The organism is Streptomyces sp. AF1A (assembly GCF_047340315.1).
Taxonomy (GTDB): Bacteria; Actinomycetota; Actinomycetes; order Streptomycetales; family Streptomycetaceae; genus Streptomyces.
Window position 1 is genome coordinate 70566 of the sequence record NZ_JBLEBI010000003.1, and the last position, 26160, is coordinate 96725.

General features: G+C 72.3%; 25 protein-coding genes. 10 read left to right on the forward strand and 15 right to left on the reverse strand.

From position 1 onward, the window contains the following. Positions 1 to 79: 79 nt before the first annotated feature. From ACLU3S_RS02010 to ACLU3S_RS02040, 7 genes are all read right to left on the reverse strand, one after another. Complete coding sequence (locus tag ACLU3S_RS02010; protein WP_413949929.1) at positions 80 to 1732, reverse strand: DoxX family membrane protein; 1653 nt, start codon at positions 1730 to 1732, stop codon at positions 80 to 82. Positions 1733 to 1885: 153 nt separating this feature from the next. Further along, on the reverse strand, positions 1886 to 2824 hold the full coding sequence (rlmB, locus tag ACLU3S_RS02015; RefSeq protein ID WP_413949930.1) for a 23S rRNA (guanosine(2251)-2'-O)-methyltransferase RlmB: 939 nt from the start codon (positions 2822 to 2824) through the stop codon (positions 1886 to 1888). Positions 2825 to 2961: 137 nt separating this feature from the next. Continuing rightward, the gene (gene cysS / locus ACLU3S_RS02020) at positions 2962 to 4362 is read right to left on the reverse strand and encodes a cysteine--tRNA ligase (RefSeq protein WP_413949931.1); all 1401 of its coding nucleotides are present in this window, start codon (positions 4360 to 4362) and stop codon (positions 2962 to 2964) included. A 185-nt stretch (positions 4363 to 4547) separates the two neighbouring features. After that, positions 4548 to 4952, reverse strand: coding sequence for a PPOX class F420-dependent oxidoreductase (locus tag ACLU3S_RS02025; RefSeq protein ID WP_413949932.1), 405 nt, complete (start codon positions 4950 to 4952; stop codon positions 4548 to 4550). A 56-nt stretch (positions 4953 to 5008) separates the two neighbouring features. Beyond that, positions 5009 to 5503, reverse strand: a complete 495-nt coding sequence (gene ispF / locus ACLU3S_RS02030; RefSeq protein ID WP_413949933.1) for a 2-C-methyl-D-erythritol 2,4-cyclodiphosphate synthase — start codon at positions 5501 to 5503, stop codon at positions 5009 to 5011. After that, positions 5493 to 6245 carry a 2-C-methyl-D-erythritol 4-phosphate cytidylyltransferase gene (gene ispD / locus ACLU3S_RS02035; protein ID WP_413949934.1) on the reverse strand — a complete coding sequence of 251 codons (753 nt, stop codon included), beginning with the start codon at positions 6243 to 6245 and terminating at the stop codon, positions 5493 to 5495. Before ispD ends, ispF begins: the two co-directional genes overlap by 11 nt. Positions 6246 to 6523: 278 nt before the next feature. Then, a complete protein-coding gene (locus ACLU3S_RS02040; protein WP_003953493.1) occupies positions 6524 to 7006 on the reverse strand; it encodes a CarD family transcriptional regulator in 483 nt (160 codons plus the stop codon). Between the two features lie 605 nt (positions 7007 to 7611). On the opposite strand from ACLU3S_RS02040, the gene ACLU3S_RS02045 reads away from it, so the two are divergent. Beyond that, on the forward strand, positions 7612 to 8325 hold the full coding sequence (locus ACLU3S_RS02045) for a DUF461 domain-containing protein (RefSeq protein ID WP_413949935.1): 714 nt from the start codon (positions 7612 to 7614) through the stop codon (positions 8323 to 8325). 87 nt (positions 8326 to 8412) lie between these two features. On the opposite strand, the gene ACLU3S_RS02050 is transcribed toward ACLU3S_RS02045, so the two are convergent. Both ACLU3S_RS02050 and ACLU3S_RS02055 read right to left on the reverse strand, forming a co-directional pair. Continuing rightward, positions 8413 to 9093, reverse strand: coding sequence for a response regulator (locus tag ACLU3S_RS02050; RefSeq protein WP_413949936.1), 681 nt, complete (start codon positions 9091 to 9093; stop codon positions 8413 to 8415). After that, positions 9090 to 10334, reverse strand: a complete 1245-nt coding sequence (locus ACLU3S_RS02055; protein ID WP_413949937.1) for a sensor histidine kinase — start codon at positions 10332 to 10334, stop codon at positions 9090 to 9092. Before ACLU3S_RS02055 ends, ACLU3S_RS02050 begins: the two co-directional genes overlap by 4 nt. A gap of 180 nt (positions 10335 to 10514) precedes the next feature. Here ACLU3S_RS02055 and phoU point away from each other — a divergent pair, with 180 nt between their 5' ends. Further along, positions 10515 to 11183, forward strand: a complete 669-nt coding sequence (gene phoU, locus ACLU3S_RS02060) for a phosphate signaling complex protein PhoU (RefSeq protein ID WP_413949938.1) — start codon at positions 10515 to 10517, stop codon at positions 11181 to 11183. Between the two features lie 136 nt (positions 11184 to 11319). After that, complete coding sequence (locus tag ACLU3S_RS02065) at positions 11320 to 11475, forward strand: hypothetical protein (RefSeq protein WP_413949939.1); 156 nt, start codon at positions 11320 to 11322, stop codon at positions 11473 to 11475. An 84-nt stretch (positions 11476 to 11559) separates the two neighbouring features. Here the strand turns inward: ACLU3S_RS02065 and ACLU3S_RS02070 are convergent, their stop codons facing one another. Next, the gene (locus ACLU3S_RS02070; protein WP_413949940.1) at positions 11560 to 12750 is read right to left on the reverse strand and encodes a GAF domain-containing protein; all 1191 of its coding nucleotides are present in this window, start codon (positions 12748 to 12750) and stop codon (positions 11560 to 11562) included. A gap of 357 nt (positions 12751 to 13107) precedes the next feature. Here ACLU3S_RS02070 and ACLU3S_RS02075 point away from each other — a divergent pair, with 357 nt between their 5' ends. After that, a complete protein-coding gene (locus ACLU3S_RS02075; protein WP_413949941.1) occupies positions 13108 to 15432 on the forward strand; it encodes a SpoIIE family protein phosphatase in 2325 nt (774 codons plus the stop codon). Between the two features lie 150 nt (positions 15433 to 15582). On the opposite strand, the gene ACLU3S_RS02080 is transcribed toward ACLU3S_RS02075, so the two are convergent. Then, a complete protein-coding gene (locus ACLU3S_RS02080; protein WP_413949942.1) occupies positions 15583 to 16389 on the reverse strand; it encodes a GAF and ANTAR domain-containing protein in 807 nt (268 codons plus the stop codon). 401 nt (positions 16390 to 16790) lie between these two features. After that, on the reverse strand, positions 16791 to 17552 hold the full coding sequence (locus ACLU3S_RS02085) for a phosphoglyceromutase (protein WP_413949943.1): 762 nt from the start codon (positions 17550 to 17552) through the stop codon (positions 16791 to 16793). A 179-nt stretch (positions 17553 to 17731) separates the two neighbouring features. Between ACLU3S_RS02085 and ACLU3S_RS02090 the strand changes: the two genes are divergently transcribed. Together ACLU3S_RS02090 and ACLU3S_RS02095 are read left to right on the forward strand one after the other, a co-directional pair. Continuing rightward, on the forward strand, positions 17732 to 18994 hold the full coding sequence (locus ACLU3S_RS02090) for an MDR family MFS transporter (RefSeq protein ID WP_413949944.1): 1263 nt from the start codon (positions 17732 to 17734) through the stop codon (positions 18992 to 18994). Positions 18995 to 19101: 107 nt separating this feature from the next. Beyond that, a complete protein-coding gene (locus ACLU3S_RS02095; protein WP_413949945.1) occupies positions 19102 to 19575 on the forward strand; it encodes a carboxymuconolactone decarboxylase family protein in 474 nt (157 codons plus the stop codon). A gap of 15 nt (positions 19576 to 19590) precedes the next feature. Here the strand turns inward: ACLU3S_RS02095 and ACLU3S_RS02100 are convergent, their stop codons facing one another. Continuing rightward, positions 19591 to 20034, reverse strand: coding sequence for a DUF2000 family protein (locus tag ACLU3S_RS02100; protein ID WP_413949946.1), 444 nt, complete (start codon positions 20032 to 20034; stop codon positions 19591 to 19593). Between the two features lie 49 nt (positions 20035 to 20083). Here ACLU3S_RS02100 and ACLU3S_RS02105 point away from each other — a divergent pair, with 49 nt between their 5' ends. Then, the gene (locus tag ACLU3S_RS02105; RefSeq protein ID WP_413949947.1) at positions 20084 to 20881 is read left to right on the forward strand and encodes an AraC family transcriptional regulator; all 798 of its coding nucleotides are present in this window, start codon (positions 20084 to 20086) and stop codon (positions 20879 to 20881) included. A gap of 91 nt (positions 20882 to 20972) precedes the next feature. On the opposite strand, the gene ACLU3S_RS02110 is transcribed toward ACLU3S_RS02105, so the two are convergent. Together ACLU3S_RS02110 and mshA are read right to left on the reverse strand one after the other, a co-directional pair. Beyond that, positions 20973 to 21473, reverse strand: a complete 501-nt coding sequence (locus ACLU3S_RS02110) for a YbjN domain-containing protein (RefSeq protein WP_413949948.1) — start codon at positions 21471 to 21473, stop codon at positions 20973 to 20975. Further along, entirely contained in the window at positions 21466 to 22803 is a 1338-nt protein-coding gene (gene mshA, locus ACLU3S_RS02115; RefSeq protein ID WP_413949949.1) for a D-inositol-3-phosphate glycosyltransferase, read from the reverse strand. Before mshA ends, ACLU3S_RS02110 begins: the two co-directional genes overlap by 8 nt. A 257-nt stretch (positions 22804 to 23060) precedes the next feature. Between mshA and ACLU3S_RS02120 the strand changes: the two genes are divergently transcribed. The 3 genes from ACLU3S_RS02120 to ACLU3S_RS02130 all read left to right on the forward strand — a co-directional run bounded on the left by ACLU3S_RS02120 (position 23061) and on the right by ACLU3S_RS02130 (position 25993). Next, positions 23061 to 23744, forward strand: coding sequence for an LAETG motif-containing sortase-dependent surface protein (locus ACLU3S_RS02120; protein ID WP_413949950.1), 684 nt, complete (start codon positions 23061 to 23063; stop codon positions 23742 to 23744). A gap of 196 nt (positions 23745 to 23940) precedes the next feature. Next, on the forward strand, positions 23941 to 24726 hold the full coding sequence (locus ACLU3S_RS02125) for a class I SAM-dependent methyltransferase (RefSeq protein WP_413949975.1): 786 nt from the start codon (positions 23941 to 23943) through the stop codon (positions 24724 to 24726). 193 nt (positions 24727 to 24919) lie between these two features. After that, positions 24920 to 25993 (forward strand): NlpC/P60 family protein, encoded by a 1074-nt coding sequence (locus ACLU3S_RS02130; protein WP_413949951.1) that lies wholly within the window; start codon positions 24920 to 24922, stop codon positions 25991 to 25993. Positions 25994 to 26160 lie beyond the last annotated feature (167 nt).

Consider the following 26160-nt stretch of genomic DNA (forward strand, 5'->3'; position numbering starts at 1 on the left):
TCGCAACTCCCACAGATCGCGGGTGTTGCGAGGACCGTTAGAACCCAAGCGGTGCGGGGCCTTCGGTGTCCTGGCTCGGTCAGCCCAGCAGGCCGCCGACCAGGCCGGGCTGGCCGGAGGAGGAGGTGCCGCCGGAGCTGCCGGTGCCGCCGGTGGACGAGCCGCCGCCGGAGCTGCCGGAGCCGCCCGTGCTGGTGGGACCGGCGCTGGTGCTGGGGGCGCCGCCCGTCGGGGAGGAGTGGCGGGGCGGGATCCGGCCCGTGGTGCCCTGGGTCTGGCTCGGGGTGATGGTGCCGCCCACGCTGTGGGTGGCGCCCGGGGTGGTGGCCGCGCCGGAGGGGCTGGCGCCGGCCGTGGCGCCGCCGGAGGGCGAGGTGGAGGCCGAGGGGGTGTGCTTGTGCCGGGTGCCGGACTGCTGCGGGAGCGGGGAGCCGGGGAGGTTGTTGCGGGGGGCCTCGCCGGGGCCGGGGACGACGACCCGGCTGGAGTCACGGACGGCGCCGCCGAGCAGGGATCCGACGAGCAGGGTGAGGCCGACGGTGACCGCGGTGATGAGGGCGCCGCGGCGCAGGACATAGCGGCGCAGTTCCCAGATGTCGGAGCGGGGGCCGAGGCGGCGCCAGGCGCTGCCGGCGAGGCGGCCGTCGACGGAGTAGACGGGTGCGCCGGCGATGATCAGCGGCGACCAGGCGGCCAGGTAGATGATGTCGGGGGCGTCGTAGGCGGGGACCGTCTTCCAGCTGACGGTGACGATCAGGGCGGCGGAGAGCAGGGCGCCGACGACGGCGGCGACGCGCTGCCAGCAGCCGAGGATGGTGAGGACGCCGACGACGACCTGGAGGAAGGCGATGACGAGGCCGGAGCCGACCGGGTGGTGCAGGGCGAACTGGCGCAGCGGTTCGGCGACGGCCCAGGGGTGCAGCGTGTTGAGCCACTTGACCATGGAGCCGCGTTTGCCGCCGTCGAAGTAGACGGGGTCGCACAGCTTGCCCATGCCGGCGTAGATGGAGATGAAGCCGAGGAAGACGCGCAGCGGGAGGATGACGACGCCGAGGTTCATCCGGCGGCCGGGGTAGTAGGCGTGCCGGGCGGGGTCGTCGCCGTGGCGCCGGGCGGGGCGCGCGGTGTCGCGGTCTGGGTCCGCGGGGTCGTCGTAGGTGTCGTAGGGCTCGAAGTCGGTGTCGCGGTAGGGGGGTTCGTCGTCGTAGGCGCCGGTCACGGTGCGCACGTGCGGGAGCAGGCGGGTGCCGTCGGCGGCTGTGCGCTGGTGGCCGACGACGGGGGTCTCGACGGTCTGGTCGAGTGCGTCGTAGGAGTCGGCGTGGCCGGTGGTGCCGACGCGGGGGATGACCTGGGTGACGCCGGAGTCGTCGGCGTGGCGGACGCTGCTGCCCCGTACGGCCTGCAGGAGCCGGTGGGCGCCGGTGTCGTCGGGGGCGGACCTGCCGCTCCAGACGACGGGGCGGCGGCGTCCGGCGGTGGCGCCCGTCCGGCCCGCGGTGCCGACGACGGGCGACCGGGCGGCGTCGTAGGTGGCGCTCAGGTGCCGTGCGATCCGCGGGGATTGGGTGCGCCTCGCCGCCGCGCCCAGCTGTACGCGGAAGCTGGCGTGATTGACGATGACCTGCGCCGGATCGCTCGGCACCTTCACCATGCTCAGCGCGGGAGCGTCGTCGTATCCCGACGAGCGGTCCCCCGTGGGTGTGCGGGGTGTTCTGGTGTCCACACGCATCTAACCGAGTGACGCGGAGTTAGGACACTGCCTTCGGCGGGCGGATGTGTCCGGACCGCGTCAAAGCAGCGCGGAGCGCCGTATGGACGCCGAAATTAGCCCGCACGGGTGAGATTCCGGACAGGCGTTCCATCCGGTCGGCGTGGCGTGTGGTCAGCTGCGCCTGCGGGCCGCCTCGTAGAGCACGATGCCCGCGGCGACACCGGCGTTGAGGGACTCGGCGCCGCCCGGCATGGGGATGCGCACCCGGACGTCGCAGGTCTCGCCCACCAGACGGGACAGGCCCTTGCCCTCGCTGCCGACGACGATGACGACCGGGCCGTCCAGGGCTTCGAGGTCGCCGAGTGCGGCCTCGCCGTCCGCCGCGAGGCCGACGACCGTGAGGCCGGCCTTCTTGTAGGCCTCGAGGGTGCGGGTGAGGTTGGTGGCGCGGGCGACCGGGGTGCGCGCGGCGGTGCCGGCGGAGGTCTTCCAGGCGCCGGCGGTCATGCCGGCCGAGCGGCGCTCGGGCACGACGACGCCGTGGCCGCCGAAGGCGGACACGGAGCGGACGACCGCGCCGAGGTTGCGCGGGTCGGTGACGCCGTCGAGGGCGACGACCAGCGGGTCCTGGCCCTCGTCGGCGGCGGCGTCGAGTAGGTCCTCGGGGTGCGCGTACTCGTACGGCGGGACCTGGAGGACCAGGCCCTGGTGGTTGAGGCCGTTGGTCATGCGGTCCAGCTCGGGGCGCGGGGCCTCCATGAGGTTGATGCCGCCGCGCTCGGCGGCGAGCTGGAGGGCCTCGCGGACGCGCTCGTCGTTGTCGATGAACTGCTGTACGTAGAGGGTGGAGGCGGGGACGCCCTCGCGCAGCGCCTCCACGACCGGGTTGCGGCCGACGACCAGTTCGGAGGTGGACCTGCCGCTGCCGCGGCGCGGCGTGCGGCCCTGGGCGCGGCGGGTCTTGGCGGCGGCGGCGCGCTGCTTGGCGTGGCCCTTGCGCATCTCGGCGGGCGGGGTCGGACCCTTGCCCTCCAGGCCCCGGCGCCGCTTGCCGCCGCTGCCGACCTGCGCGCCCTTCTTGCCGGACATGCGGCGGTTGTTCGCGGCCATGACCTACCTGTTCTCTGCGTTCTCGGGGTTCTTGGAGTTCTTGGGGTTCTTGGGGTTCTCGGGCGAAAAAGTGTGCGTACGTCTTTTGCAGTGTGCCGCCCGGAGGGCCGGGCGGCACAATCGATCAAGGGCCGGGGCTACCGGGACCCGAGGGTCCAGCGCGGTCCCTGCGGGCTGTCCTCGATGACGAGGCCCGCCTGGCTGAGCTGGTCGCGGATGGCGTCGGCGGTGGCCCAGTCCTTGCGGGCGCGGGCGGACTCGCGCTGGTCGAGGACGAGGCGTACGAGGCTGTCGACGACGCCGTGCAGATCCTCGCCCCGGTCGGTCTCGCCGGCCCAGTGCGGGTCGAGCGGGTCGAGGCCGAGGACGCCGAGCATGGCCCGCACCTCGGCGAGCCGGGCGACGGCGGCCTCCTTGTCGTCGGCGGCCAGGGCGCTGTTGCCCTGCCGGACGGTGGTGTGCACGACGGCGAGGGCCTGGGGCACGCCCAAGTCGTCGTCCATCGCCTCGGCGAAGGCGGGCGGGACCTCGGCGGCGGGCTCGACGGCGCCTCCGGCCTTCTCCGCCACGCGCTGGATGAAGCCCTCGATCCGGGCGAACGCGGACTCGGCCTCGCGCAGGGCTTCCTCGCTGTACTCGATGGTCGAGCGGTAGTGCGGGGTGCCCAGGTAGTAGCGCAGCACGATCGGGCGCCACTGCTTGACCATCTCGGAGACCAGCACGGAGTTGCCGAGCGACTTCGACATCTTCTCGCCGCTCATGGTGACCCAGGCGTTGTGCACCCAGTACCGGGCGAAGTCGTCGCCGTAGGCCTTGGCCTGGGCGATCTCGTTCTCGTGGTGCGGGAAGACCAGGTCCAGGCCGCCGCCGTGGATGTCGAAGGCGGAGCCCAGGTACTTGTGGGCCATCGCCGAGCACTCCAGGTGCCAGCCGGGGCGGCCGCGGCCCCACGGGGTCTCCCAGTCGGGCTCGCCGGGCTTGGCTGCCTTCCACATGGCGAAGTCGCGCGGGTCGCGCTTGCCGCTGATGCCCTCCTCGGCGGGCTGGCGCATCTCGTCGAGGTCCTGCTTGGACAGCTCGAGGTAGGACGGCCAGGAGCGGACGTCGAAGTAGACGCTGCCGTCGGCCTCGTAGGCGTGGCCGCTCTCGATGAGGGCGCGCATCATCTCGACCATCTCGGGCACGTGCCCGGTGGCGCGCGGCTCGTAGGTCGGGGGCAGGCAGCCGAGGGCGGTGTAGCCGTCGTCGAAGGCGCGCTCGTTCTCGTACCCGATCGCCCACCAGGGGCGGTTCTGCTGCTCCGCCTTGGAGATGATCTTGTCGTCGATGTCGGTGACGTTGCGGATGAAGGTGACGTCGTAGCCGCGGTACGCGAACCAGCGGCGCATGATGTCGAAGTTCAGTCCCGAGCGGATGTGCCCGATGTGCGGTGCCGCCTGCACGGTGGCGCCGCACAGGTAGATCGAGACACAGCCCGGCGTGAGCGGGGTGAAGTCACGGATCTGCCGGGCGCTGGTGTCGTACAGGCGAATGGTCACCACTCCAGGGTAGTGGGCGCGAGGCAGTGCCTCACGCCCCTTCCCCCCGATCCGGGCGCCACACGGCGCCCGGGGGCACCTGGGGCACCGGGCTCCGTCCGCACGTCGCGCACATCTCGCGGGCACGCCCCCCTCCACCGATCGGGCGCCGGTTCATGCGAACCGCCTGCGCCGGCCCGGGAGGCTCACAGCATCCCGACGACCTTCTGCGGCGAGATCCGTACGACCACCCGCTCGGCGTCCTGCGCGGAGGCCGGGTTGAACTCCGCGTACTTCTTGCCGGTGTACTTCAGGCTGAGTTCGTCGATGAGTTCCTGGCCGCCCTCGGTGGTCATGGTGGCGGTGCCGCGGATCTCGGCGTACTCATAGGGCTGTTCGGGGTTCATGACGACGACGGACACCCGGGGGTCGCGGTCCAGGTTCTTCTTCTTACGGCGGTCGACCGTGGTGGAGAACAGGAGGTCGTCGCCGTCGCGCTTCACCCACACGGGCGACATCTGCGGGCTTCCGTCGGGCTGGACGGTGCCGACGACGATGAACACTTTGCCGTCGAGCAGGGACTTGAGCCGGTCGGACAGGGCGGCGGACATGGGTACCTCCGGAAAGCCATGGTCAACGGTGACTCTCCGGGTACCCTCGCACGCGCTCAGTTCACCCGCACCACGAGTGCCGTCGCCACGGCCATCAGGCCCTCCTCACGGCCCGGGAAGCCGAGTCCGTCGGTGGTGGCGCCGGAGACGGACACGGGTGCGCCGGCCGCCTCGGAGAGGATCTTCTGGGCCTCGTCGCGACGCTTGCCGATCTTCGGCCGGGGGCCGACCACCTGCACGGCGATGTTGCCGACGGTGAAGCCGGCCTCGCGGACGATCCGCGCGGCCTCGGCGAGCAGGGTGACGCCCGAGGCGCCGGACCACTCGGGGCGGCCGGTGCCGAAGTGGTGGCCCAGGTCGCCGAGCCCGGCGGCGGAGAAGAGCGCGTTGCACGCGGCGTGCGCCACGACGTCGGCGTCGGAGTGGCCGGCCAGGCCCGGGCCCTCACCCTCCCACCGCAGGCCGGCGCACCACAGTTCGCGGCCCTCCTCGAAGGCGTGGATGTCGGTGCCGATCCCGACCTGGGGCAGCAGCGGTGTCTCAGAAGCCATCGTTGAGCCTCCTGCGGGCCAGGACCGCCTCCGCGAGGACCAGGTCGAGGGGGCGAGTGACCTTGAAGGCTTCCTCGTGGCCGGGGACGGCGACGACCGTCAGGCCCAGCTGCTCCACCATGCTCGCGTCGTCGGTGACGTTCTCGGTGACCGTCTCGTGCGCCCGGACCAGGGTCGCGCGGTCGAAGCCCTGGGGCGTCTGGACGGCGCGCAGGCGGGACCGCTCGGGCGTGGCCACGACCGGCTCCGGGTCGCCGGCCGTGGCCGCGGGCTCGACCTCCTTGACGGTGTCGGCGAGCGGCAGCGCGGGGACGACCGCCGCCGCGCCGTCGCGTACGGCCTCGATCACCGCGTCCACCGTGTCGACCGGGACGAGCGGGCGGGCCGCGTCGTGGACCAGGACGATGCCGTACTCCGGCGGCAGGGCGTCCAGGCCGAGCCGGACGGATTCCTGCCGGCTGTCCCCGCCGGGGACGATCAGGAAGTCGGTCCGCTCGGGCAGCGCGTGCGCGTCCAGCAGGGACTTGGCCTCGGCGGCGCCGTCCGGCGGGGCGACGACGATCACGAGGGAGACGTGGCGGGACGCGGCGAGGGCACGGACCGCGTGGATGAGCATGGGCGTGCCGTTCAGCGCGCGGAGCGCCTTGGGGGCGCCCGGGCCCAGGCGTACGCCCCGGCCGGCGGCGGGAATCACGGCGGCGACGGGAGTCTGCGCAGGCGAGGGGCGCGATTCGTCAGACATCGGTTCCTGTCAGGTTTGTGTGCTCGACCTAGGTGGGTATGGCCTGGAGGAGTGCCGGGCGCGACGCCTTGACCGGACCCTTTCCGTGACCCTGGTCGAGCCATCCGCCCGGGCCCGGCACGTCAAGTATCGGGGGGCTTCTCGGGCTTTCCGTTGTACCGACCGCGGCGGGGACAGACGTGCCGCAGCGCCCGGCGACAGGAGTGTCATCGGGCACCGCGGCATTTCGGCTGTGCTGAGCGACGCACGGGAAGCGAGGGATCGCTGCCCACGGCGTGTCAGGAGGCGAGCACCTCGTCGAGCAGGGCCTCGGCCTTGTCCTCGTTCGTGTTCTCCGCGAGAGCCAGCTCGCTCACCAGGATCTGGCGGGCCTTGGCGAGCATGCGCTTCTCACCCGCGGACAGTCCGCGCTCGCGCTCGCGGCGCCACAGGTCACGCACGACTTCCGCGACCTTGATGACATCACCGGAGGCGAGCTTCTCCAGGTTTGCCTTGTACCGGCGCGACCAGTTCGTGGGCTCCTCGGCGTACGGCGCGCGCAGCACCTCGAAGACCCGGTCCAGCCCGTCCTGACCGACCACATCACGCACGCCGACGAACTCCGCATTGTCCGCTGGCACACGCACCGTCAGGTCACCCTGGGCGACCTTCAGCACCAAGTAGGTCTTGTCCACGCCTTTGATCTGGCGAGTTTCGATGGCCTCGATCAGCGCGGCCCCGTGATGGGGATAGACCACGGTGTCGCCAACCTTGAACGTCATGTGACAGGTACCCCTTCCGTGGCTATCCAGGGTAACACGGAAACCGCGTCTTCTGAATGGCGTTTTCGCAGGTCAGGGCATATCTCGGGGCTTGACAACCGCAACCGGAACGTGCTTCGAGGGGTGCGCGGAACCAGGTATTCGCAGGTCGGAGGGGCTCTCCGGGCGAGGTGAAACGCGTACGTTACACACCTCCGGACCCCACTCCAAGTGGATGAACGTCCGGGTTTGTCCGGTTCCAGGAGTGCGACTTCCGCTACTCCGTTCGGTGGCAGGAGGCGGATGTGAGCCGAATCAGGAATTGATCAGCGGCCGCCGGCGGGGTGGTCCGTGATCAATATCGGAGCCCTCGCGCATTCCTTCACGGAGATTTTGCGCGGGGTTATGTGAATGACGGACGAGCGTGGGGGCAATGTGCTGCAGAGTCGCCTGTGACGGGAGTGACGGGTGGGCCGTGGTACCCCCACCCGGTGGGAAGCGGGGGCCAGGGGGAGGGTCGGGTGCGGCCGCTCGGGAACGGCTCGGTAACCTAAGCCCGCTGACAGACACTTAGGGCGGCTTTATAAGGGAGCCGCCCCCCATGCGTTCAAGGAGTTGCCGCCGCCGTGAGCAGCAGCCTTCGACGCGGCGCCCTCGCCGCCTCCGCCATTGTCTTCTCGATCGCCTCGCTCGCCGCCTGCGGTGCCGGCAACAACTCGCAGACACTGCAGGTCAAGCCGGACAACGCGGCGACCAGTGTCGGCGACATCAAGATCCAGAACGCCACGATCATCACCCAGCCCGACCTGAAGGCGACGGGCCCGGCGGTGATCTCCGCGACCGTGTTCAACGCGGGCGGCACCGACCAGACCCTGCAGTCGATCAGGATCCCCGGCAGCAGCGAGACCGTGAAGCTGACCGCGGCCAAGGGCCAGAGCCTGACCGTCCCGGCCCACGGCTCCCTGATCCTCGGCGGCAAGGGCAACGCCTCCGCCGAGCTGCCCAGCGGCCGCGAGGCGGTCCAGGACGGCAACAACCAGCAGGTCACCTTCACCTTCAGCAAGACGGGTGACGTGACCCTGCCCGCCTTCGTGGTCCCGGCCACCAGCTACTTCGACAAGTGGGGCCCGAGCCAGCTCCCGACCGGCGCGGCCACCGCCTCCCCGGCCCCCGGCGCCACCGCCTCCGCCAGCACCAAGCCGGCCAAGCACGGCAAGGACAAGGCCACCTCGTCGGCGACGGCGAGCGCCACCACGGGCGCGGACGCCGGCACAGGCGCGGACGCCGGCACGGGCGCGACCCCGAGCGACTCCGCGTCGCAGTCGTCCGCCGGCCGCTGAGCGAACGCACCGGCCGAACAGCCGTACGCGTGAGGGCGGCGCCCCTTCTGGGGTGCCGCCCTTCGCCGTGCCGCGGGTGCGCGCGGTCTACGGCTCGAACTTGTAGCCGAGGCCGCGCACCGTCACCAGATACCGGGGCGCGCCCGGGTCCGGCTCGATCTTGGCGCGCAGGCGCTTGACGTGGACGTCGAGGGTCTTGGTGTCACCGACGTAGTCGGCGCCCCAGACACGGTCGATGAGCTGCATGCGGGTCAGCACGCGGCCGGCGTTGCGCAGGAGCATCTCCAGCAGGTCGAACTCCTTCAGCGGCAGGTCGACCTTGGTGCCGCCGACGGTGACCACGTGGCGGTCGACGTCCATGCGGACCGGCCCGGCCTCCAGCGCGGCCGGGGTGACCTCCTCCGGCTCGCCGCGGCGGCGCAGCACCGCGCGGATGCGCGCGACCAGCTCACGGGTGGAGAACGGCTTGGTGACGTAGTCGTCGGCCCCTATCTCGAGGCCGACGACCTTGTCGATCTCGCTGTCCTTCGCGGTCACCATGATCACGGGGACGTTGGAGCGGCCGCGCAGCTGGCGGCACACCTCGGTGCCGGGCAGGCCCGGCAGCATCAGGTCGAGGAGGACGAGGTCGGCGCCGTTGCGCTCGAACTCGTCGAGTCCGTCGGGGCCGGTGGCCGCCACGGCGACCTCGAAGCCCTCCTTGCGGAGCATGTACGACAGGGCGTCGGAGAAGGACTCCTCGTCCTCGACGACGAGCACTCGGGTCACGGAAGGACCTCCGGGGCGGGAAGCGGTTCGTACGGGCATGACTCGCCGGCCTCGTCGTCGAGGTCCGGATGCTGCTGCGCGCGGTCGCGGGCCGCGCCCGCCTCCGGCAGCCTCAGGGTGAAGGTGGAGCCCTGGCCCTCGGCGCTCCAGACCGTGACCTCCCCGCCGTGCGAGGCGACCACGTGCTTGACGATCGCCAGGCCCAGGCCGGTGCCGCCGGTGTCCCGGGAGCGGGCCGGGTCGACGCGGTAGAAGCGCTCGAAGATGCGCTCCTTGTCCTTGTCGGAGATGCCGATGCCCTGGTCCGTGACGGCGAGCTCGATCATGTCGCCGCCGGGGGCGCTGACCCTGCGGGCGGCTATGCCGACGCGGGTGCGGGCCGGGGAGTAGTTGACGGCGTTCTCGACCAGGTTGCCGAGGGCGGCGGCCAGCTGGCCGCGGTTGCCCCAGACGTGCAGGTCGGCGGTGCCCCCCGCGGCCATGGTGATCTGCTTGGTGCCCGCCTGGTGGCGGCAGCGGTCGACGGCCTCGGCGACCAGCTCGTCGACCCGGACGGGCTCGGCGTCCTCCAGCGGGTCGTCGTTCTGGACCCGTGAGAGGTCGATCAGCTCCTGGACCAGGTTGGTCAGCCGCGTGGCCTCGATCTGCATGCGGCCCGCGAAGCGCTGGACGGCCGCGGGGTCGTCGGAGGCGTCCATCACGGCCTCGGACAGCAGGGAGAGCGCGCCGACCGGGGTCTTGAGCTCGTGGCTGACGTTCGCGACGAAGTCGCGGCGCACGGCCTCGATGCGGCGGGCCTCGGTCAGGTCCTCGACCAGCAGCAGGACCAGGCGGGAGCCGAGCGGCGCCACGCGTGCGGAGACGGCCAGGGCCTCTCCGCGGCCGGTGCCGCGCCGGGGCAGGTCCAGCTCGACCTGGCGTATCTCGCCGTCGCGTCGGGTGTCCCGGGCCATCTGCAGCATCGGGTCGACGGCGAGCCTGCCGCCGCGGACCAGGCCGAGGGCGTAGGCGGCGGAGCTGGCCTTGACCACGACGTCGCCCTCGTCGAGGACCACGGCCGAGGAACGCAGCACCGACAGGACGGTGTCCACGCCGGGCGGGAGCACGGCATCGGTGTGCAGGGAGGTCCTGGTCGGTCGCTTCTGGTCGCGTTCGCTCCAGCGGAGCGCCAGCATGGCGATGACGCCGGTGAGCACCCCGGCGATCGCTGCCGCTGCGGCGACCGCCGCGTTCACGTCCATGCGTCCAGGTTAGGCATGGGGTACGACATGACCACAGCCGTCGGAGTGCGACCTCGGACACTCGTCGCCCAGAGTTCACCTGGGAGCCGGCACGGGTTCATTCGGGGTGGCGGAAACGGACGCGTACGCCACGGAACGTGGGAGCGTGGGGACCAAGCACACCTATGAGAGGGAAGCCTGATGCGGGACGCGTACCACGAGGAACTGGACTCGATCGGCGATGGTCTGGTGGAGATGGCCCGGCTGGTCGGCTCTGCGATCGGGCGCGCCACCACCGCCATCCTCGACGCCGACCTGAAGCTGGCCGAGAGCGTGATCGAGGCGGACCAGAAGGTCGACGAGCTCCAGCACGACCTGGAGGCCCGGGCCATAGCCCTGCTGGCCAGGCAGCAGCCGGTGGCGACGGACCTGCGCATCGTCGTCACCTCGCTGCGCATGTCGGCCGACCTGGAGCGCTCCGGCGACCTGGCCCAGCACGTGGCGAAGCTGGCCCGGCTGCGCTTCCCCGAGCGGGCCGTGCCGCAGGACCTGCACGCGACCATCCTGGAGATGGGCCAGCTCGCGCAGCGCCTGATGGCCAAGGCCGCCGAGGTGATCGTCACGAAGGACGTCGACCTCGCCCTGCAGCTGGAGCAGGACGACGACGAGATGGACCTGCTGCACCGCGCCCTCTTCCAGCACCTGATCGACGAGCGCTGGAAGCACGGCATCGAGACGGCCGTCGACGTCACCCTGCTCGGCCGCTACTACGAGCGATACGCCGACCACGCCGTGGCCGTCGCCAAGCGCGTGGTCTACCTGGTCACCGGCGAGCACGCGGACGAGCTCCAGCAGGACATCCAGCCGTGACGGGAGCCGAGGGCGCGCAACCGGGCCACGGCGGGCCGGCCAGGAGCGCGGACGCCTCCGTGCGCCGTTGATGCGCCGGGCGGAACGGGCATGAAATGGGCGAGGGCACCCCTGCCCCAGCGTCTAGGAGGGACCCATGGCCGAATCCCCCAGCACCACGCCCGACCCCACGCAGGACCGCGAGACCGAGCAGCCCGCCGAGATCAGGAGCCTGCCACTGGTCGCCGCGTGCGGCTGCGGCTCCGGGTGCGGCTGCGGATGCCAGTCGGGCGGCACCTGCCAGTGCGGCTGACGGGTCGTACGACCGTACGACCCGTGGGGCCGGTGTGCACCGGGTGCGCACCGGCCTTTCCCGCGCCCGCCTCCGGCCGTTCGGTCACCGGGCCCGAGCGCGCCGGTGCAGATCCTCCAGCGCGTCCAGCAGCGTGGTCGTCCGGTACCAGTCCAGCCACGCCCCCGCCTCCCGGGCGACGGCGTCCAGCGCGCCGAGCTCGGTCCCGGTGAAGACGTGCCCCGGCCGCTCGTGGTGGGTGGAGAGCACGCCCTGCGGCCGTCCGGCCGGACCCGGGACGGGGGTGCTCTGCACCGAGCGGCTGTGCGCGGCGAGCACCATGGCGCGGGAGGGTTCGTCGAAGTAGGGGGATGAGGCGACGTCGTCGACGACGATCCGCTCGTTCTTGCGGGCGGCCTCCCCGCAGCAGGTGCCGGTGTCGCCGGTCACCGCGAAGAAGCGCACGAACTCCGCCGGGAGACCGCAACTGGACTCCAGCCACAGCGTGTTGTCGCTGGGATCGATGAGCTGGACGCCGGCCGCGTGCGTGTGCGTGATCGCGCAGCCGGCGTCGCGCAGCGCATCCAGGAACACCGGCAGCGGCAGCGGCCGGTCGGCCGGCGCGGTGACGAAGCCGACGGCCGGCCGGGCGGCGGGCCCCCGCCCGGGAAACCACCGCGCGCCGGGCCGCGGCGCGGGGGCCTGGATGATCGCCGCCGCCAGCCGGAGGGGAGCCGCCCGGTGCTCCCGGGCGACGGCCCACAGCAGCGCGCCGGCCACCCGGGCGTCCCGCAGGCCGTAGCGCTCCATGAGCATGCCCTGCGCACGGCCGACGAGGGCGCGGGCGAGCAGTGCGTGGCGCAACAGCAGGACGTGCGGGCGCAGTTCCAGCGGGGGCGGGCGGGCACCGGACGGCGCCGCGCTCACGAGGGTGCGGGCGAGGACGGCCGCGAGCGCTTCGGACACCGTCGGGAACTGCTCGTGTCCGGACACACCCGGTGGCCGTGCCCGCGCGAGGACGGCCGCGACCTCGGCCGGGCAGCCGACGAGGAGCATCGGGCGGCCGTGCGCGGCGGCGGACGCGGCGAACCGGTACAGGGTCTCGGCCGCGGTGGGGGACAGCCGGTGCAGGCCGCCGAGGTCGAGGACGAGCTGGGCGGGTCCCGACGCGTGGAGGGCGGAGTACAGATCGGAGCCCGCATCGGCGTCGCCGTAGAGAGCCAGGATGGTCAAGCGGCCCGTCGTGGGCCCCGGCAGGGCCAGATCCGCCACGGTCCGGCAGGTGAAGTGCTCCATCGCGGGCCCCCTGCCTGCGTGCCACGGGATCCCCTCGTCCCCTGGCTCGTCCCCCTCTCAGGTTAGTCGCGCCGCAGGGGGGCGTCAGCCGGTGGGCGGGCGCTGCCACCTGACACCCGCTCCCGGCCCGCCGCTCGGCGGCATGTCCCACGTCACTGCGGGATTCCCCCCGGGGCACCGTGTCGTGGCTGTGCCACGCCCGGTGGCGCACACTGGTGCTACGCAGGCGCGTGCTTCACCGGAGTGGGTGGTGACATGAGCCGCTACGGCAATCGCCATACGGCACAACCGGCTCAGGGCCTGCTCGTGCTCGATGAGCAGGGGCACGTCAGGGCATGGACACCGGAAGCGGAGTCCGTGCTCGGATACGCTGCCCATCAGGTCCTCGGGCAGCATCTGGACCACATACTCGCCACGCCGTCCCCGTCCTTCCAGCGATCCGCGAAGTCGCCGGACAGCTGGACGGGGTTTTTGTCGTTCCGGGCGAAAAGCGGAGAGGACCTGCCGCTCTGGGTGCGCACTCAGCGGGCCGCCGTGGTCGCCGGCGGACCGCCCTGGTCGTTTCTCTCCTTCAGACTCCCGGTGGACGTGGAGAACGAGGAGATCGACGAGGCCGTTCTGCGCTGGCTCTACGAGAGTGCGCCGATGGCGCTCACCGTGTACGGGAAAGATCTCCGCTGCCTGCGAAAAAATGCCGCCATGGTGCGTCTGACCGGGTCGCCGAACTGCGAATGCCTCGATGAGATCTCGAGCCAGACCCTCACCGGCGACGGCGGCGTCGAGTGGGAAGCGGAATTGTGTCGTGCCCTTGCCGAAGGTTCTGAAATAACCAGTCGGGAAGTTCGGACCCCCGTCCCCGACTCCCCGGATCGCGAGCGCGTATTCGTCGCGGCGGCCGGCCCGATGTTCGACTCGTCGGACCGTGCCGTCGGCCTCTGCTCCACGCTCTCCGACGTGACGGAGCAGCGCCGCGCCAGGCAGCGGCTCATGCTCCTGAGCGAGGCGAGTGAGCGCATCGGTACGACACTCGACGTGTCGGTCACCGCTCGTGAACTCGTCGATCTGCTGTGCCCTCAGCTGTCCGACTGGTGCCATCTGGATCTGCTGGACAGCATGCTTCGCGGTGAAGAGCCCGGTCCGTTCAGCGACAAGGTGGCCCTCCGGCGCGGGGCGCACTCGTCGGTGCGCCCCGGTGCCCCGGAAACGACGAGCGATGTCGGTGAGGTCGCCTTCTATCCCGCCCATTCGCCCCCGGTCCAAAGCATGATAATGAACCGGACCATTGTTCTGTCGTCGGGCGATCCGGAGATGGCGGCCTGGCTCGCCGAAGACCCGAGGCGAGCCAGAAGGTTCAAGAAATACGGCTGGTGCTCGGTGATGGTCACCCCGGTGGGGGCGCGAGGGGCAGTGATCGGAGTCGTCGTCCTGTTCCGGAACAAGCAGGGCGCATTCACGGACGACGACCGGCTCCTCATCGAGGAACTCGTCTCACGGGCAGCGGTGTGCCTCGACAACGCGCGGCGCTACACACGAGAGCGGGCCACGGCGCTCGCTCTGCAACAGAGCCTGCTGCCGCACACGCGGACGGATCAGACCGCGGTCCAGACCGCGGGCCGGTACCGGCCCGCCGACTCCCATGTCGGAGTCGGTGGCGACTGGTTCGACGTGATTCCGCTGTCGGGCAAGCGCGTCGCGCTGGTGGTGGGTGATGTCGTCGGCCACGGCATCAGCGCCGCGGCGACCATGGGCAGACTGCGGACGGCGGTACGCACCCTCGCCGATGTGGACCTGCCCCCGGACGAACTCCTGACACACCTCGACGACGTGCTGACCCGGCTCCGTACGGAGAACCGGCATCCCGAGGCGAGCGGCGACGTGGGGGCGACCTGCACCTATGCCGTGTACGACCCCGTATCCCAGGTGTGCTCCATCGCCTCCGCGGGGCACCCGCCTCCCGCCGTGGTCCCTCCGAGCGGCACGACCACCTTCCTGGACGCACCGTGCGGACCGCCCCTCGGCGTCGGCGGACTGCCCTTCGAATGCACGGAGCTGGCTCTCCCCGCGGGCACTGTGCTGGCGCTCTACTCCAACGGTGTGCTCCATGCCCACGACCACGATGTCGACCTCGCGCTCAACAAGCTCGGGCAGGTGCTGCGGACCCCTGGGCTCTCCCTGGACGAGCTCTGCGAGGAGACGCTGCGACAGCTGCTGCCGCCCCGGCCGACGGATGACGCGGCGCTCCTCCTGGCACGTACCCGTGCGCTCGGCGCCGAGCAGGTCGCCGTACTCGATGTCCCGCGGCAGGACTCGTTCGTCGCCGAGGCCCGCTCCTGGACCGCCCGGCACCTGGACGACTGGGGACTCGTCGACTCCGGCTACATCACCGAGCTGCTCGTGAGCGAACTCGTCACCAATGCCATCCGCTACGGTCGGCCGCCGATTCAACTGCGTCTGATCCGTGACCAGCCCCTCATCTGCGAGGTGTTCGACGGCAGCAGCACCGCGCCGCACATGCGCAGGGCCCGCCTCTCCGACGAAGGGGGACGAGGGCTGCTGCTGGTCGCGCAGCTCACCGAGAGGTGGGGCACACGGCACTCGCGCCGGGGAAAGACGATCTGGTGCGAGCAGCGGGTCGGCCCGCACCAGGACATCGACCTGTTCGACGCGCTGCCTGTCATGTGAGGGGCGCCGGCCGCCCCGGCGAGCGATACCGCGAGCCGCGGCACAACCGTCACCGGCCGCCTGACCTCCCCTCCACCACCGGCACACCCGCCCGGTCACGTGACCGGCCCCAGCCGGACCAACGACTTCCGCGAGCCGCATCACGGCCCGTCACCGGCCGCCTCTCCGTCCCTCGCCACCGCCGTCACGTCCGTCCCCGCCCAGGCCGGCCCCGCCCTGCCCGGCGCCGGCGTCGCCGTCCGGCTCCGGCCGGAAGCGGAGTGTGCGGGCCAGGACCTCCCGGGCCACCTGAGTGACGGTGCGGCCGTCGGCGAACGCGCGGGCCCGCAGCCGGTCCAGGGCCTCCTCGGGATCCGCCCCCAACTGGACCATGACCATGCCGACGGCCTGGTAGACCTCGGTGTGGTCGGCCTCCGAGGCCGTCACCCAGGACGCCACCTCGTCGTCCTCCGCGTCCTGACCGGCGCCGTCCCGGCCGGCGGTCGGCAGGCTCATCAGGGCACAGGTCACCGCGTCCCGCACCCACAGCGCGGTCCGCAGATCCGGGTCCGCGAGCCCGCCGGCCCGGTCGCTGTACAGGTCGAGGGTGCCGATCGCGGCGCCGTGGACGCCGAGGGGGAGGGAGAACACCGCGCGGACGCCGAGTGCCACCGCCTCGTGCGCGAAGATCGGCCAGCGGCGGGCGTCGCGGCCCTGCGCGAGATCGACCGCGATGACCGGGGCGCCCCGGTCGAGGGCGGTCTGGCAGGGGCCGTCGCCCACCGTGTACTGCAACTCGGCCAGCCGGGCGGCGACCCGGTCGCTGGCACACCAGGTGACGCGGACACCGGTCCCGCCGGAGATCGACACCGAGGCCCCGGTGACCGGCAGCAGCCGGGCGCACGCCGCGCACAGCGCCACCGGGACCTGCCGCGGGTCGCCGACGTCCCGTGCGGCGGCGGCCAGCGTCTCGCTCACCCGCAGACGTGCCCGGGCCTCGAGCGGCACACCACCGCCGTCCGACGGCCGTGGCTCCTCGGGCGGCACACCAGCGCCGTCCGACGGCCAGGGCTCCTCCGGCGGCATGTTCACCACCCCCGTCGTGCCGCACGCTCAGCAGACATGATCCATCAGCATCCCGTCCGGCCTCATCCGCTTCCTGCCGGGTTCCCCGCCCCGGCAAAGCAATCGCACCTCCGTGCGGAACGACGCCGTACACACGGGCCGCCGGGCCGCGAGACCGCTCTCCGCCGCTCGGCAAACTGAGCGGCGCACTCACCGCCGGACACTGAGGCGTGCACCCGACCTGACGGCCCAGCCCACGAGCAAGCCCCCTGCCGGCGGCGGAAACCGCAGGCAGGGGGCTTGTCCGTGGGCGGTTACTTCTTCTTGCCCTGGTTCTTCACCGCCTCGATCGCCGCTGCGGCCGCCTCGGGGTCGAGGTACGTGCCGCCGGGGGTGACCGGCTTGAAGTCGGCGTCGAGTTCGTAGGAGAGGGGGATGCCCGTGGGGATGTTCAGGCCCGCGATGTCGGCGTCGGAGATGCCGTCGAGGTGCTTGACGAGGGCGCGGAGCGAGTTGCCGTGGGCCGCGACCAGGACGGTCCGGCCGGCCAGGAGGTCGGGGACGATGCCGTCGTACCAGTAGGGGAGCATGCGCAGGACGACGTCCTTCAGGCACTCCGTGTTCGGGCGCAGCTCCGGCGGGATGGAGGCGTAGCGGGCGTCGTGCGCCTGGGAGAACTCGGAGTCGTCCGGCAGCGGGGGCGGCGGGGTGTCGTAGGAGCGGCGCCAGAGCATGAACTGCTCCTCGCCGAACTCGGCCAGCGTCTCCGCCTTGTTCTTGCCCTGGAGGGCGCCGTAGTGGCGCTCGTTCAGGCGCCAGGTGCGGTGGACCGGGATCCAGTGGCGGTCGGCGGCCTCGAGGGCCAGCTGCGCGGTGCGGATCGCCCGCTTCTGGAGGGACGTGTGGACCACGTCGGGCAGGAGGTCGGCGTCCTTCAGGAGCTCGCCGCCGCGGACTGCCTCCTTCTCGCCCTTCTCGTTCAGGTTGACGTCCACCCAGCCGGTGAACAGGTTCTTCGCGTTCCACTCGCTCTCGCCGTGGCGGAGGAGGATCAGCTTGTACGGTGCGTCGGCCATGGGACAGAGCGTAATCCACGGGTTCGCGGCCCCGCCCGGGCCGCCCGATGGGTGGACCGCCGACGCGGCCCGTTAATCCGGTGGCCTCCGCGGATCGGGCACACGTAAGGTGTGCGTACCGCTTGAGCCGCTTACAGCGTCCGTACCCGGGCGTCCGCCGATCCGTGGGGGGTCCTGTCATGTCCGCCGCCCGTCTGAGACGTGCCGCCCGGGAGACCGTCTCCGGCCTCCCCCGCGAGTTCTGGTGGCTGTGGACCAGCACCCTGGTCAACCGGCTCGGCGCCTTCGTGGCCACCTTCATGGCCCTCTATCTGACGCTCGACCGCGGCTACTCGGCCTCCTACGCCGGCCTCGTCGCCTCGCTGCACGGGCTGGGCGGCGTCGTCTCCTCGCTGGCCGGCGGTGTGATGGCCGACCGGCTGGGGCGGCGGCCCACCCTGCTCCTCGCCCAGTCGGCGACCGCCGGCTCCGTCGCGCTGCTCGGGTTCATGACCGATCCCGTCGCCATCGCCGGTGTCGCCTTCCTCGTCGGCATGGCCTCCAACGCCTCGCGGCCCGCCGTGCAGGCGATGATGGCCGACATCGTCCGGCCCGAGGACCGGGTGCGGGCCTTCTCGCTCAACTACTGGGCCATCAACCTCGGCTTCGCCGTGTCCTCCACGGCCGCCGGCTTCATCGCCGAGTACAGCTATCTCGCCGGGTTCCTGATCGAGGCCGGGATGACGGCCGTGTGCGCGGTCGTGGTCTTCCTGAAGCTGCCCGAGTCGCGGCCCGTGGCCACGGCCCGGCACGCGGACGTGGACGTCGGCCTCGGGACGGTGCTGCGCGACAGGCGGTACATGGCCGTCGTCGGGCTGTCCTTCCTGGTCGCGCTGGTCTTCCAACAGGGCTCGGTCGGGCTGCCGGTGGCCATGGGGCGGGCCGGGTTCTCGCCCGCCGACTACGGCATGGCCGTGGCGGTCAACGGCATCCTGATCATCGCGCTGCAGATCCCCGTCACCCGGTTCATCGAGCACCGCGACCCGCGCAGCCTGCTGGTCGCCTCCTCGCTCCTGGCCGGGTACGGCTTCGGGCTCACCGCCTTCGCCGGTTCGGTCGGCGCCTTCACGCTCACCGTGTGCGTGTGGACCCTCGCCGAGATCGTCAACGCGCCGACCCAGACCGGGCTGGTCGTACGGCTCTCGCCGGTGCATGGGCGCGGGCGCTACCAGGGCATGTACACCCTGTCCTGGTCCGTCGCCGCGCTGGTCGCGCCCCTGATGTCCGGCGCGGTCATCGACCGGTTCGGCGCGCGGTGGCTGTGGGGCATGTGCGCCGCCGTCGGGACCGTCGCGGGACTCGGGTACGCACTGCTGATGCGCCGCCTTCCGCCGGAGGCCCAGGCACCGGCCGGCACGCGGGCGGAGACCGGGGCACAGGTGCAGCCGGCGGAGGCGGCCTGACCTGGGCGTCACGGACGTGACGGGTGTCACATCCGGCCGTGTCACATTCCGTCCGGGCCGTTGCGTCGAAGTGGTGCAAGCAGCGAACAACCACTCAGGAGCAGACCATGGACGCTCGGCTGAACCTCCACACCAACCCCCTCGCCGCCCAGCTCTTCAAGCACTTCAACGCGGCCGGCAAGGTGATCGCCAATTCCACGCTGCCGGCCGCCACGCAGGAGCTGGTCAAGATCCGGGCCAGTCAGATCAACGGGTGCGGGTTCTGCACGGACATGCACACCAAGGACGCCGCGGCGGCCGGTGAGACCCCCACCCGCCTGAACCTGGTCGCGACCTGGCGGGAGGCCACGGTGTTCACCGACGCCGAGCGGGCCGCCCTGGAGCTGGCCGAGCAGGGCACCCGGATCGCCGACGCGGCCGGCGGGGTCAGCGACGAGGTGTGGGCGAACGCCGCCAAGCACTACGACGAGGATCAGCTCGCCGCGCTGATCGCCATCATCGCGCTGATCAACGCCTACAACCGTGCGAACGTCATCGTCCAGCAGCCCGCCGGCGACTACGTGCCCGGCATGTTCGGCTGACCCGCGGCGGCCGGCTCAGGGGTGCATCCGCGCGCCCTTGAGCACCTTGTCCACCCCGTTGCGCGGGCCGTACACCGCGAGTCCGACGAGGTCCAGCTCCGCCGTCGGCACGGCGCGCACGGCCGCGCGGTTGTCGCGGTCGTTGCCCGTGGAGAACAGGTCGGCGGTGAAGACGGCGCGGGGCAGGGCGCGGGCGAGCGCCCTGCCGTGGGCCGCCTTCAGGACCTCCTTGGTGCCCTCGAAGACCAGGACCGGCTGCCGGAACATGGGCAGGTACGCCACTGCGTCGGCGTCCTCGTACGGCTCTCCGATCACCTCGGGCGCCGTCGTGCCCAGGCCGCTGACCAGGAAGGCGGTCACGTTCAGCCGCTGCCACGGCTCCAGGTCGTCGCGAAGCAGTACGGCGATCTTCGTGTCGAAACGGATGGGTTCGGTGGTCTCGGTGATCGTGGTGCTCATGGAATGAGACTGCCGACCGCCGTGCGCGACCGTCTTGTACGTTCTTTGCATGGCCGCCCGGCAGGAAGTCAGCGCGTGGCGTCCCCGGGTCCCGGGCGTCACCGAGGTGTTCCACGCCCACTTCACCGAGTACGCCTACCCGATGCACGTCCATGACGCGTGGACGCTGCTCATCGTGGACGACGGGGCCGTGCGCTACGACCTCGAGCGGCACGAGCACGGCACCCCGCACGACACGGTCTCCCTGCTGCCGCCGCACGTGCCGCACAACGGCTCCCCGGCCACGCCCGGCGGCTTCCGCAAGCGCGTGGTGTACCTCGACAGCAGCCGGCTGGGCGAGGAGCTGATCGGGGCCGCCGTGGACGGGCCCGATCTGCGCGATCCGGTGCTGCGGCTGCGGGTCGGCCAGCTGCACTCCGCCCTCGCCCGGCCCGGCGACGAACTGGAGGCGGAGAGCAGGCTGACCCTGGTCGGGGAGCGGCTGCGCGACCATCTGCTGCGCCGGCCCGGCGGGCGCCCGCGGCGCACCGACCCCCGGCTCGCCCGCGAGCTGCGGGAGTTGCTCGACGCGCGCGTGGTCGAGGGCGTCTCGCTGGAGCAGGCCGCCGGACTGCTGCACGCCCATCCCGCACATCTGGTACGGGCGTTCAGCGCCGCCTACGGCATCGCCCCGCACCAGTACCTGATGTCGCGGCGAGTGGGGCGCGCCCGCCGGCTGCTGCTGGAGGGCGTGCCGCCCGGTGAGGTGGCCGCGGTGGCCGGGTTCTGCGACCAGGCCCACCTCACCCGGCACTTCAAGAAGCTGGTCGGGGTGACGCCGGGGCGCTACCGCGGCAGCGCGCGCTGAGCCTGGTGCGGGGTGCGCGGGCGCACGGCACCGGTGGTGGGGTACGGCTCCGGGCGGGAGCGCGGGCCGCCGGTACGAGAAGGAGGGGGCGTCACTCCGCCGGGCGGTCGATCAGATGCTTGAACGCGTCCAGGTTCCGCGTGGACTCGCCGCGGGACACCCGCCAGGCGTACTCCTTGCGGATCGAGGAGGCGAAGCCCAGTTCCAGAAGGGTGTTGAAGGCGCCGTCGGCCGCCTCCAGGACCTGCCCGAGCAGGCGGTCGACCTCGTCCGGGGTGACGGCGGTGAGCGGCAGCCGCGCGGTGACGTAGACGTCGCCGAGGCGGTCGACGGCGTAACTCACGCCGTACAGCTTGAGGTTGCGCTCCAGCAGCCAGCGGTGGACGCCCGCCTCGTTCTCGTCGGGGTGGCGGACGACGAAGGCGTTGAGGGAGAGGGAGTGCCGGCCCACCAGGAAGGACACGGTCGTGGAGAGCTTGCGGGTACCGGGGAGCTTGACGACGTAGGACCCCTGCTCCGGGCTCTCCCACTCCAGTTCGGCGTCCTTGAAGACGCCCTCCAGGACCTGTCCGGCCTTCTCGACATCACCCATGGTGGGAGCGTACGCGACGGCGGTACGACTGGGTCGCGGCCGTGTACACGTCGGCGGTCGCCGCGGCCGCGGCGTCCCAGCCGAAGCACCCGGCGTGCCGGGCGGCGGCCTCGCCCATGCGCGCCGTGAGGGACGGCTCGTCGGCGAAGCGGCGCAGCACCCGCGCGTAGTCGGCCGGGTCGTGGCCCTCGACGAGGAAGCCGGTCTCGCCGTCGCACACGGCCACCGGCAGGCCTCCCACGGAGGCCGCGAGCACCGGTGTCCCGGCCGCCTGCGCCTCGATCGCGACCAGGCCGAAGGACTCGCTGTAGGACGGCATGACGAGTACGGATGCGGCCCGGAACCAGTCCGCCAGCTGCTCCTGGCAGACCGGCGGGCAGAACCGTACGACGTCCGCGATGCCCAGCCGGGCGGCGAGCTTCTGCAGGCCCTCGGGCTTGGCGAGGCCACTGCCGCTGGGTCCGCCGACCACGGGGACGAGGATCCGGGAGCGCAGTTCGGGGCGTTCGCCGAGGAGGACCGCGACCGCCCGCAGCAGCACGTCCGGGGCCTTCAGGGGCTGTATGCGGCCCGCGAACAGGGGGATCAGCGCCTCCTGCGGGAGGCCGAGGCGGGCGCGGGCGGCGGCCCGGCCGTCGGCGGGGCGGAAGCGGTCCAGGTTCACGCCGGGGTGGACGACGGCGACCTTGGTGGGGTCGGCCGCGTAGTGCGTGACGAGCTCGCCGGCCTCCTCGGCGGTGTTGGCTATCAGCCGGTCGGCGGCGGCGACGATCTGGGTCTCGCCGATGACGCGGGCGGCGGGCTCCGGGGCGTCGCCCGCGGCCAGGTTGGCGTTCTTGACCTTCGCCATGGTGTGCATGGCGTGCACCAGGGGAACGCCCCAGCGCTGGGCGGCGAGCCAGCCGACGTGGCCGGAGAGCCAGTAGTGGGAGTGGACCAGGTCGTAGTAGCCGGGGCGGTGGCCGGCCCAGGCCTGCATCACGCCGTGCGTGAAGGCGCACAGCTGGGCGGGCAGGTCCTCCTTGGCGAGACCCTCGTAGGGGCCGGCGTCGACGTGCCGGACGAGGACGCCGGGGGCGAGCGGGACCGTGGGCGGCAGATCGCCGGCGGTCGCCCGGGTGAAGACCTCGACCTCGATGCCCAGCGCGGCGAGCCGCTGCGCGAGCTCGACGATGTAGACGTTCATGCCGCCGGCGTCCCCGGTACCCGGCTGGTGCAGCGGGGAGGTGTGCACGGAGAGCATCGCGACCCGGCGCGGCCTGCGGTGCAGCCGGAGCCGGGGAGCGGTGGACGGGGAGCGTCGCCCGAGCCTGCTGACGTACTGGCTCACGTGGCGTTCCTCCTTGCTGCGGGCATGCCGAACGGAGGACCTGCGGCGCCCTCCACGGAGTGCAACAGCGCACGAGTGCCCCGCCATTTCCCGGCCACGCCGCTTTACCCAATCATTACCCCCGATCGGTCCGCCACTCGATGACCTGACCAGACCTTCACCGAGCTTTGACCTGCGGCGATACAACCTTTGACAGGACACGTTCAGGGCCGGTAGACGCTTGTGCGTCCCTCTCCCCCCGAACCCAAGGACCCAGCGTGTCCCTCTCCCGCCGCGCCACCGGGGTGGCCCGCGTCCTCGGCGCGTCCGCCGCCGCGGCCGCGCTCTCGATCGCCGCCGCCCAGACCGCGCTCGCCTGCAGCATCGGCGACTTCTCCGCCGCCCCCGCCTGCGACAGCTCGGGCAAGCCCGTCATCCGCGTCACCGACAAGGACGCCTCCGGCACCCCGGCCACCGTCACCCTGAAGATCGAGCTGAGCATGCCGGGCGGGGAGCGGGACGTCGACTCCGCGACGATCGGCCACCCGACCGGGCAGGGCGTGAGCGTCGACCTGCACCCGCTGGAATGGCACGCGGGCGAGACCTTCGTGGTCCACGTCAAGGCGGGCCGCGTCGACGAGGACCTCAAGCCGCCGGTGGTCGTGCCGGAGGACGCCACCTGCACGCCGTCCGCCACCCCCACCCCCTCGGCCTCCACGACGCCCGCCACTCACCCGTCCTCGGCGCCCTCCGCCACCCCGAGCCCGGCGCAGAGCAGCAGCACGGCCGCCTCGCCGGTGGCGAGCAGTGCCCCCTCCCCCGCGGGCGGCGGCACCCACCTCGCCGAGACCGGCGCCTCCGGCACCACCCCGGTGATCGCCGGCACGGCCGCGGCACTGGTCGTCGCGGGCGGCGGCCTCGTCCTCGCCCTGCGCCGCAAGGCGGCACGCCGGGCCGGCTGACCCGGACGCCGGCCCGTCCGGCATCCGTCGGCCCCGCCGCCCGCCCGTCCGGCATCCGTCGGCCCCGCCGCCCGCCCGGCCGACATCCGTCGGCCGGGCCGGCGCGTTGCGGCGCCCCTTTACCCTCGTAGCCATGGCAGCCCGCGCAGTGTCCCTCCCCCACGCCCGGCTCCGCGCGAGCGGGGGGACCCCCGTCGTGGGAAACGTGACGCGGGGGACCACCAACCCCAACCGGCTGCGCCGCATGGACCGCTGGATCGCGGCGGTGCACGGCGCGGAGCTGCGGCGCGCCGAGGAGCCGGTGGCGGTGGACCTCGGATACGGCGCCGCGCCGTGGACCGCCGTGGAACTGCTCGGCCGGCTGCGCACCGTCGCCCCCCGCGCGAGCGTGGTCGGCGTCGAGATCGAACCGGAGCGGGTGGCCGCGGCCCGGCCGTACGAGCGGGACGGGCTGGCCTTCCGGCACGGCGGCTTCGAAATCCCCGTCCCCGGCCGCCCGCTGCTCATCCGGGCCGCCAACGTGCTGCGGCAGTACGACGAGGCGGAGGTGGCCCCCGTGTGGGAGCGGCTGTGTACGCGGCTGGCCCCGGCGGGCGCGGGCTCGCGCGGCGGGCTGCTGGTCGAGGGCACGTGCGACGAGATCGGGCGCCGGCACGTATGGGTGGCGCTCGGCCCAGAGGGGCCGCGGACCGTCACCTTCGCCACCCGGCTCGGCTCGCTGCGGCAGCCGTCCGACCTCGCCGAGCGGCTGCCGAAGGCGCTGATCCACCGGAACGTCCCCGGTGAGCCGGTGCACGCCTTCCTGCGCGACTTCGACCGCGCCTGGGCGGCCGCCGCGCCCTACGCCGCCTATGGCGCCCGCCAGCGCTGGCTGCGCACCGTCCGCGCCCTCACCGCCGACTGGCCGGTGACGGACGGCCCGGCCCGCTGGCGGCAGGGCGAAGTCACGGTGACCTGGGGAGCGTTGGCGCCCCGCGGCTGATCACCCGTTCGAGGGGCCCGGCGCGGAACGATCTCCGTGCGTCGTTCGTCACATCGGCAGGGAGATCGTCGTACGCGGCGGCGAAGGAGGGAATTCCGGTTTCCGGCGACCTCTGTCGCTTTGCGCGCGGCCGTGGCACGATCCCCCAGGCAACCGCACGTTACTGACGGTAAATCAGGTTGGGGGACGAGATATGGGTACGGGCAAGCGCGGTCTGCTCACGGCCGCCCTGACCGTCGTGTGCGCGGTGACCGTGCTGGCGGCGCCCGGCACGGCGTTCGCGGCTCCCGCGCCCACACCGGCGCCGAGCGGGTCGCCGACTCCCCCGCCCAGCAGGGATCTTGAGCAGGTCCGCGCCAAGCTCGACAAGCTCTACCACGACGCGGCCGTCGCCACCGACGCCTACAACGCGGCCGAGGAGAAGGCCAAGCAGCAGTCCGCGCAGATCGTGGCGCTGGCCAAGAAGATCGTGGAGGGGCAGCGGAAGCTGGCCGCTCTGAAGGACCAGGCGGGGGCGGCGGCCCGGGCCCAGTACCGCGGCGGCGGACTGCCGCCCACCGCCCAGTTCCTGCTCAGCGACGACCCGGGCCAGTTCCTCGACGGCGCCGGCCTGGTCCTCCAGGGACAGCAGGCCACGAAGCACCTCATCGGCGAACTGACCAGCACCCAGAAGGAGTTGCGGGAATACGCCGACGACGCCGCCGCGCAGTGGAAGAACCTGGACGCGGACCGCAAGGACAAGGCCGCCGCGAAGAAGAGGATCCAGCAGCAGATCGACGCCGCACAGAAGTTGGAGTCGAAGCTGGAGAAGAGGGACAAGGAGCGGCTCGCCCAGCTCGAGGCGCAGGCCGCGCTCAAGGCGCAGACCGCCTGGCTGGACACCGGCATCCTGAAGAAGATCCACGGCAAGGCCTCCGCGCAGGGCGAGAAGGCGGTGGCGTACGCGAGCGCCCAGCTCGGCAAGCCGTACGTGTGGGGCGCCGAGGGCCCGGACTCCTTCGACTGCTCGGGGCTGACCTCCCGGGCCTGGGCCGCGGCCGGCCATCCGATCCCGCGCACCTCGCAGGAGCAGTGGAAGCAGCTCAAGCACGTCGACATCAAGGACATGCGCCCCGGCGACCTCATCATCTACTTCGACGACGCCAGCCATGTCGCCCTCTACGTCGGCGACGGTGCGATCATCCAGGCCCCGCGCCCCGGGCGAACGGTGACGGTCGCGGGCGCCGGCTCCATGCCGATCCTGGGGGTCGTACGCCCGGACGCGTGAACCAGGTCAAGTCCGGCAAGACGCCCGTGATGTGCGCCATGTGACCCACCGCACCGCCAACCCCCGCCCGCACCCGGGCCGAACGTGAGCTTCGTCATTCCCGCTTCGCGGGCAGGCTGTCCAACTGCGGTACGGAACGCGGCATATGACAGCGGCCTGCGCGCGAG

What these genes read in the sequence shown, in the direction of transcription:
- ACLU3S_RS02010 (WP_413949929.1), bottom strand. Translation starts at nt 1,732, where the DNA reads ATGCGTGTGGACACCAGAACACCCCGCACACCCACGGGGGACCGCTCG.
- rlmB (WP_413949930.1), bottom strand. Translation starts at nt 2,824, where the DNA reads ATGGCCGCGAACAACCGCCGCATGTCCGGCAAGAAGGGCGCGCAGGTC.
- ACLU3S_RS02025 (WP_413949932.1), bottom strand. Translation starts at nt 4,952, where the DNA reads ATGTCCGCCGCCCTGTCCGACCGGCTCAAGTCCCTGCTCGACGGCAAA.
- ispF (WP_413949933.1), bottom strand. Translation starts at nt 5,503, where the DNA reads ATGGCTTCTGAGACACCGCTGCTGCCCCAGGTCGGGATCGGCACCGAC.
- ispD (WP_413949934.1), bottom strand. Translation starts at nt 6,245, where the DNA reads ATGTCTGACGAATCGCGCCCCTCGCCTGCGCAGACTCCCGTCGCCGCC.
- ACLU3S_RS02040 (WP_003953493.1), bottom strand. Translation starts at nt 7,006, where the DNA reads ATGACGTTCAAGGTTGGCGACACCGTGGTCTATCCCCATCACGGGGCC.
- ACLU3S_RS02055 (WP_413949937.1), bottom strand. Translation starts at nt 10,334, where the DNA reads ATGGACGTGAACGCGGCGGTCGCCGCAGCGGCAGCGATCGCCGGGGTG.
- phoU (WP_413949938.1), top strand. Translation starts at nt 10,515, where the DNA reads ATGCGGGACGCGTACCACGAGGAACTGGACTCGATCGGCGATGGTCTG.
- ACLU3S_RS02065 (WP_413949939.1), top strand. Translation starts at nt 11,320, where the DNA reads ATGGCCGAATCCCCCAGCACCACGCCCGACCCCACGCAGGACCGCGAG.
- ACLU3S_RS02070 (WP_413949940.1), bottom strand. Translation starts at nt 12,750, where the DNA reads ATGGAGCACTTCACCTGCCGGACCGTGGCGGATCTGGCCCTGCCGGGG.
- ACLU3S_RS02085 (WP_413949943.1), bottom strand. Translation starts at nt 17,552, where the DNA reads ATGGCCGACGCACCGTACAAGCTGATCCTCCTCCGCCACGGCGAGAGC.
- ACLU3S_RS02090 (WP_413949944.1), top strand. Translation starts at nt 17,732, where the DNA reads ATGTCCGCCGCCCGTCTGAGACGTGCCGCCCGGGAGACCGTCTCCGGC.
- ACLU3S_RS02095 (WP_413949945.1), top strand. Translation starts at nt 19,102, where the DNA reads ATGGACGCTCGGCTGAACCTCCACACCAACCCCCTCGCCGCCCAGCTC.
- ACLU3S_RS02100 (WP_413949946.1), bottom strand. Translation starts at nt 20,034, where the DNA reads ATGAGCACCACGATCACCGAGACCACCGAACCCATCCGTTTCGACACG.
- ACLU3S_RS02105 (WP_413949947.1), top strand. Translation starts at nt 20,084, where the DNA reads ATGGCCGCCCGGCAGGAAGTCAGCGCGTGGCGTCCCCGGGTCCCGGGC.
- ACLU3S_RS02110 (WP_413949948.1), bottom strand. Translation starts at nt 21,473, where the DNA reads ATGGGTGATGTCGAGAAGGCCGGACAGGTCCTGGAGGGCGTCTTCAAG.
- ACLU3S_RS02130 (WP_413949951.1), top strand. Translation starts at nt 24,920, where the DNA reads ATGGGTACGGGCAAGCGCGGTCTGCTCACGGCCGCCCTGACCGTCGTG.